Raw genomic sequence first — 4618 nt, 5'->3', positions numbered from 1 at the left:
GCGGAAACGCTGACCGGGGCCTCGTCGTTTTCCGGTGTACGTCGCGACGCCGGGACACATCGCGATCCGGTCACGGTCGAGACCGGCGCCACGGAACCATTGACCGGGCCTCCGGCACATCGCTACCTTCACTCGCGGCACACCCGTTCGGAGAACGACCAGGGTTGCGGGCGTCGGGGCTCAACGGTGCGTTCCGTTGTCGGACCAGGGGAGGCCCGGGCGGGCGTGCTGCCAAAGGCGCAGTTCCCAGGACGCACCGGGCGACCTGGTGCGGGCGACTGGATGCTCGGCCAGGATGCGAGGCGGACGCGCCGACGGCATGGAGGAACCCGAGATGAGCGAGATCGCGCAGGACGGCGGAACCCGGTCGGGTGAGTTCGTGCAGTCCCTGGAGCGTGGGCTGGCCGTGATCCGCGCGTTCGGCCCTGAGCGGGCGCGGATGACCCTGAGCGAGGTGGCCCGTGAGGCCGCGCTCAGCCGCGCGGCGGCCCGACGCTTCCTGCACACCCTGGTGGAGCTCGGCTACGTCGTCACGGACGGACGCGTGTTCGCCCTGCGTCCCCAGGTGCTCGAGCTCGGGTACGCCTACCTGTCGAGCCTGACCCTCCCGGAGGTGGCCCAGCCGCACCTGGAGCGCCTCGCGGAGGACGTCGGGGAGTCGTCGTCGGTCGCGGTGCTCGACGGCGCGGAGATCGTCTACGTGGCCCGGGTCGCCACGCACCGGATCATGTCGGCTGCGATCCAGGTGGGTACGCGGTTCCCGGCGTCCGCCACCTCGATGGGGCGCGCGGTCCTGGCGCACCTTCCCCACCGCGACCGCGACGACTTCCTGGGCGCCGTCGCCCTGGAGCCGCTGACCCCGCGCACGATCGTCGACCGCGATCTGTTGCGCGCGGAGCTGGACCGGGTGCGGGGTCAGGGCTGGGCCCTCGTCGACCAGGAGCTGGAGGAGGGCCTGCGGTCCCTGGCGGCGCCCCTGCGGGACCGGGCCGGCCGCGTGGTGGGCGCGGTGAACGTGTCCGCCCCCGTACGCCGTGGTGCCGTCGACGAGCTGGTGTCCGAGTTCCTGCCGGCGCTGCTGCGCGCGGCCGGCGAGATCGAGGCGGATCTGGCCCGCACCCGCGCCTGAGCCCGGCTGTTACGGTGGGCGTACGCATACGGAACTTGTGTGCGCACTGCGAACGGGCAGAGGTGTGGATCGATGGGACAGGCATTCGTCTACGGCGCCGTGCGGACACCCTTCGGCCGCTACGGCGGCGCTCTCGCGGGGGTGCGGCCGGACGACCTGGCGGCCTTCGTCGTCGGCGAGCAGGTACGCCGGGCGCCCGGGCTGGACCCCGCCCGGATCGACGACGTGATCCTCGGCAACGCGAACGGCGCCGGCGAGGAGAACCGGAACGTGGCGCGGATGGCGGTGCTGCTGGCCGGGCTGCCGCTGTCGGTACCCGGGGTGACGGTCAACCGGCTGTGCGGCTCGTCGCTCGACGCCGCCGTGCAGGCGGCCCGTGCCGTGGAGACCGGCGACGCCGACGTCGTCGTGGCCGGCGGGGTCGAGTCCATGAGCCGCGCGCCGTGGGTGCTGCCCAAGCCGGAGCGGGCCTACCCCGCGGGAGGCGCCGAGCTGGTGTCGACCACGCTGGGCTGGCGCCTGGTCAACAAGCGGATGCAGCCGGACTGGACGGTCTCCCTCGGCGAGGCGACCGAGCGGCTGCGCGAGAAGTACGGCGTCACGCGTGAGCGGCAGGACGCGTTCGCCCTGCGCAGCCACCGCCTGGCGCACGCGGCCTGGGAGGCGGGCCGCTACGACGACCTGGTCACCGCCGTGCCCGGGACGGACCTGCACCGTGACGAGCCCGTCCGCCCGGACGGCACCCTGGAGAAGCTGGCCGCGCTCAAGCCCTCCTTCCGGTCGGACGGCGGCACCATCACCGCGGGCAACGCCTCCCCGCTGACGGACGGCGCCAGCGCCGCCCTGATCGGCTCGGAGGCGGCAGCGGACCTCACCGGCCTGGAACCGCTGGCCCGGATCGCGGGCCGTGCCGCGGTCGCGAACGAGCCGCAGTACTTCGGCTACGCCCCCGTGGCAGCCGCCGAGCGCGCGCTCGCGAAGAGCGGCATCGGCTGGGCCGACGTCGGCGCCGTCGAGCTCAACGAGGCGTTCGCCGCGCAGTCGCTCGTCTGCGTCGACGCGTGGGACGTCGACCCGGAGATCGTGAACGCATGGGGCGGCGCGACGGCGCTCGGACACCCGCTGGGCGCCTCCGGCACCCGGATCCTCGGCACGCTCGCCCGCCGGCTGGTCGTCGAGCGGCAGCGCTGGGGAGTGGCCGCGATCTGCATCGGCGTCGGCCAGGGTGTGGCCGTGGTCCTCGAGAACGCGCGGGCCGCCGCATGACCGTCCAGGTGGCGCCGACGGCCCTGGAGGCGGTGGGCGACGTCGCCGACGGCTCGACCGTGATGATCGGTGGCTTCGGGCCGGCAGGGCAGCCGGTGGAGCTGATCAAGGCACTCCTGGAGCAGGGCGCCGCCGATCTCGTCGTCGTCTCCAACAACGCGGGCAACGGCGAGGACGCGCTGGCCCGGCTGATCCTGGAGCGCCGGGTGCGCAAGATCGTGTGCTCGTTCCCGCGGCAGGTGGACTCGTGGCACTTCGACGCCGCGTACCGCGCGGGCGAGATCGAGCTGGAGCTCGTGCCGCAGGGCAACCTGGCCGAGCGGATCCGGGCGGCCGGCGCGGGCCTCGGCGGCTTCTTCACGCCCACCGGCTTCGGCACGCCCCTCGCCGAGGGCAAGGAGACACGCGTGGTCGACGGCGTCCCGATGGTCTTCGAGTCGCCGCTCCCCGCCGACGTCGCGCTGGTGAAGGCCTTCCGGGCCGACGGCGTCGGGAACCTCGTCTACCGCAGGACGGCCCGGAACTTCGGGCCCGTCATGGCCACGGCCGCCCGGCGGACCGTGGCGCAGGTGCGGGAGGTGGTGCCGGTCGGGTCGATCGATCCCGAGACCGTGGTGACCCCCGGTATATACGTCGACGCCGTCGTGGCGATCGACAGCGTGACGACGCTGGCGGGCGCGCAGGCCGGAGCCCAGGGTTCGGCCTCATGAGTGCCGAGACGGTCCCGCCGGGCTCGCGGAGCGGGTCTCCTCTGTCCAGGGCGCAGCTGGCGGCGCGGGTGGCCGCCGACATCGCGCCGGGCTCCTACGTGAACCTGGGCATCGGCCTGCCGACGCTCGTGGCCGACCACCTCCCCGCCGGCTCGGGCGTCACGCTGCACACGGAGAACGGGTTGCTCGGGATGGGCCCGTCGCCGGAGCCGGCCGCCGCGGACCCCGAGCTGATCAACGCGGGCAAGGTCCCCGTGACCGAGCTCCCCGGCGCCTCGTACTTCCACCAGGCCGACTCGTTCGCCATGATGCGCGGCGGACACATCGACGTCTGCGTGCTGGGGGCGTTCCAGGTGTCGACGTCGGGGGACCTCGCGAACTGGTCCACGGGCCAGCCGGGGGCGGTGCCCGCGGTGGGCGGAGCGATGGACCTCGCGGTGGGCGCCCGGCAGAGCGTCGTCATGATGACCCTGCTGACCAAGGATGGTCAGCCCAAGCTGGTGCCTGAGTGCACGCTGCCGCTCACCGGGGTGGGCTGCGTGTCCCGTGTCTACAGCGACATCGCGGTGATCGACGTCGGACCCGGGACTCCGGGTGGCGGGGCTGCACGCGTCGTCGAGACGTACGGGGTCACGCACGGGGAGCTCGAGGAGCTGCTCGGGCTCCGCCTGGGCTAGCGGCAGGCGCTTGCGGCTTCCGGCTACGTGGAGCGGCCGTGCCGGCGACGCCGTGCTTCTGCCCTTCAGGACGGATGGCGAAATCTGAACCAAAGATTACGTGGACATGGCCGACCGGGAGAGTTCTTGGTCTACGCCCGGGCAACGAGCCGCGGACGGGGGCCGATGAGCCGGTCTGACATGGCTCCGGCGCGTGCGGACCTGATGCCCTCTTGGAAAAACACCCGGTGAACAGCGCATCTGTGTCAGCCGTCACGCGCCCTGGCTTTGACGGGTCCTGCGGGCTGACGTACTGTTCTCGTTGTTCGCCCGGCAGGGAGGTACGGACAGGAAACGCGAAGAGCGTGACTGGCCGGTCCCGGGGCGGGAACCACTCCAGATCTTCGAGGTAGCTTCGTGCGCTTCGTTTCTGGGTTGGGCTTGCCGAACAGGCGCCTCGATGTAGGGATCCTGACCAGGGTGCTTGCGCCGGGGAGCGTGGTAGGGTAAGTTACAGAGGTTGCCTCCGAACGAGGATGACGCGGTGCGAGTCGCGGTCCGGTTCGGATGGTTTCCCTTCCTCTGCAGATCATCAGGATTCGCGTCTTGAATGGTCGGCGAAAAATGGGATCAGAATTCCTTCGGTTGCTCGAAGAATTCTCTCGGCCCAGCGGGCCGGCGGGGATTTGGAAAAGTCCGAAAGGGCCTGGTAAGTTTAAGGAACTGCCCCGGACAGGGAAGCGAACAAGAAGAGTCGCTAATCTGACGGTGTGCGTCGGTTGTTTGAGAACTCAACAGTGTGCTTGATAGTCAATGCCAATCATTTGACTCTCAGCGTTTCGGGTCGCATCGCCAGC

At 71.4% G+C, this 4618-nt stretch carries 4 protein-coding genes; all 4 read left to right on the top strand.

Features of this window, described 5'->3' with window-relative positions:
- The first annotated feature begins 334 nt into the window (after nt 1-334).
- The 4 genes from ACFWEJ_RS27415 (at nt 335) to ACFWEJ_RS27400 (ending at nt 3782) form a co-directional block, all read left to right on the top strand.
- Complete coding sequence (locus ACFWEJ_RS27415) at nt 335-1129, top strand: IclR family transcriptional regulator C-terminal domain-containing protein (RefSeq protein WP_377232335.1); 795 nt, start codon at nt 335-337, stop codon at nt 1127-1129.
- Between the two features lie 72 nt (nt 1130-1201).
- Entirely contained in the window at nt 1202-2395 is a 1194-nt protein-coding gene (locus tag ACFWEJ_RS27410) for a thiolase family protein (RefSeq protein WP_377232334.1), read from the top strand.
- Nucleotides 2392-3105: a 3-oxoacid CoA-transferase subunit A gene (locus tag ACFWEJ_RS27405; RefSeq protein WP_377232333.1), complete on the top strand. Its 714-nt coding sequence runs from the start codon at nt 2392-2394 to the stop codon at nt 3103-3105. The genes ACFWEJ_RS27410 and ACFWEJ_RS27405 overlap by 4 nt, the downstream gene beginning before the upstream one ends.
- Complete coding sequence (locus ACFWEJ_RS27400; protein ID WP_377232332.1) at nt 3102-3782, top strand: 3-oxoacid CoA-transferase subunit B; 681 nt, start codon at nt 3102-3104, stop codon at nt 3780-3782. The genes ACFWEJ_RS27405 and ACFWEJ_RS27400 overlap by 4 nt, the downstream gene beginning before the upstream one ends.
- Nucleotides 3783-4618: the final 836 nt, after the last annotated feature.

It is taken from the genome of Promicromonospora sp. NPDC060204, assembly GCF_042728455.1.
Classification (GTDB): domain Bacteria; phylum Actinomycetota; class Actinomycetes; order Actinomycetales; family Cellulomonadaceae; genus Promicromonospora.
This window is presented reverse-complemented; position numbering and strand designations above follow the sequence as displayed.

What these genes read in the sequence shown, in the direction of transcription:
- ACFWEJ_RS27410 (WP_377232334.1), top strand. Translation starts at nt 1,202, where the DNA reads ATGGGACAGGCATTCGTCTACGGCGCCGTGCGGACACCCTTCGGCCGC.
- ACFWEJ_RS27415 (WP_377232335.1), top strand. Translation starts at nt 335, where the DNA reads ATGAGCGAGATCGCGCAGGACGGCGGAACCCGGTCGGGTGAGTTCGTG.
- ACFWEJ_RS27400 (WP_377232332.1), top strand. Translation starts at nt 3,102, where the DNA reads ATGAGTGCCGAGACGGTCCCGCCGGGCTCGCGGAGCGGGTCTCCTCTG.
- ACFWEJ_RS27405 (WP_377232333.1), top strand. Translation starts at nt 2,392, where the DNA reads ATGACCGTCCAGGTGGCGCCGACGGCCCTGGAGGCGGTGGGCGACGTC.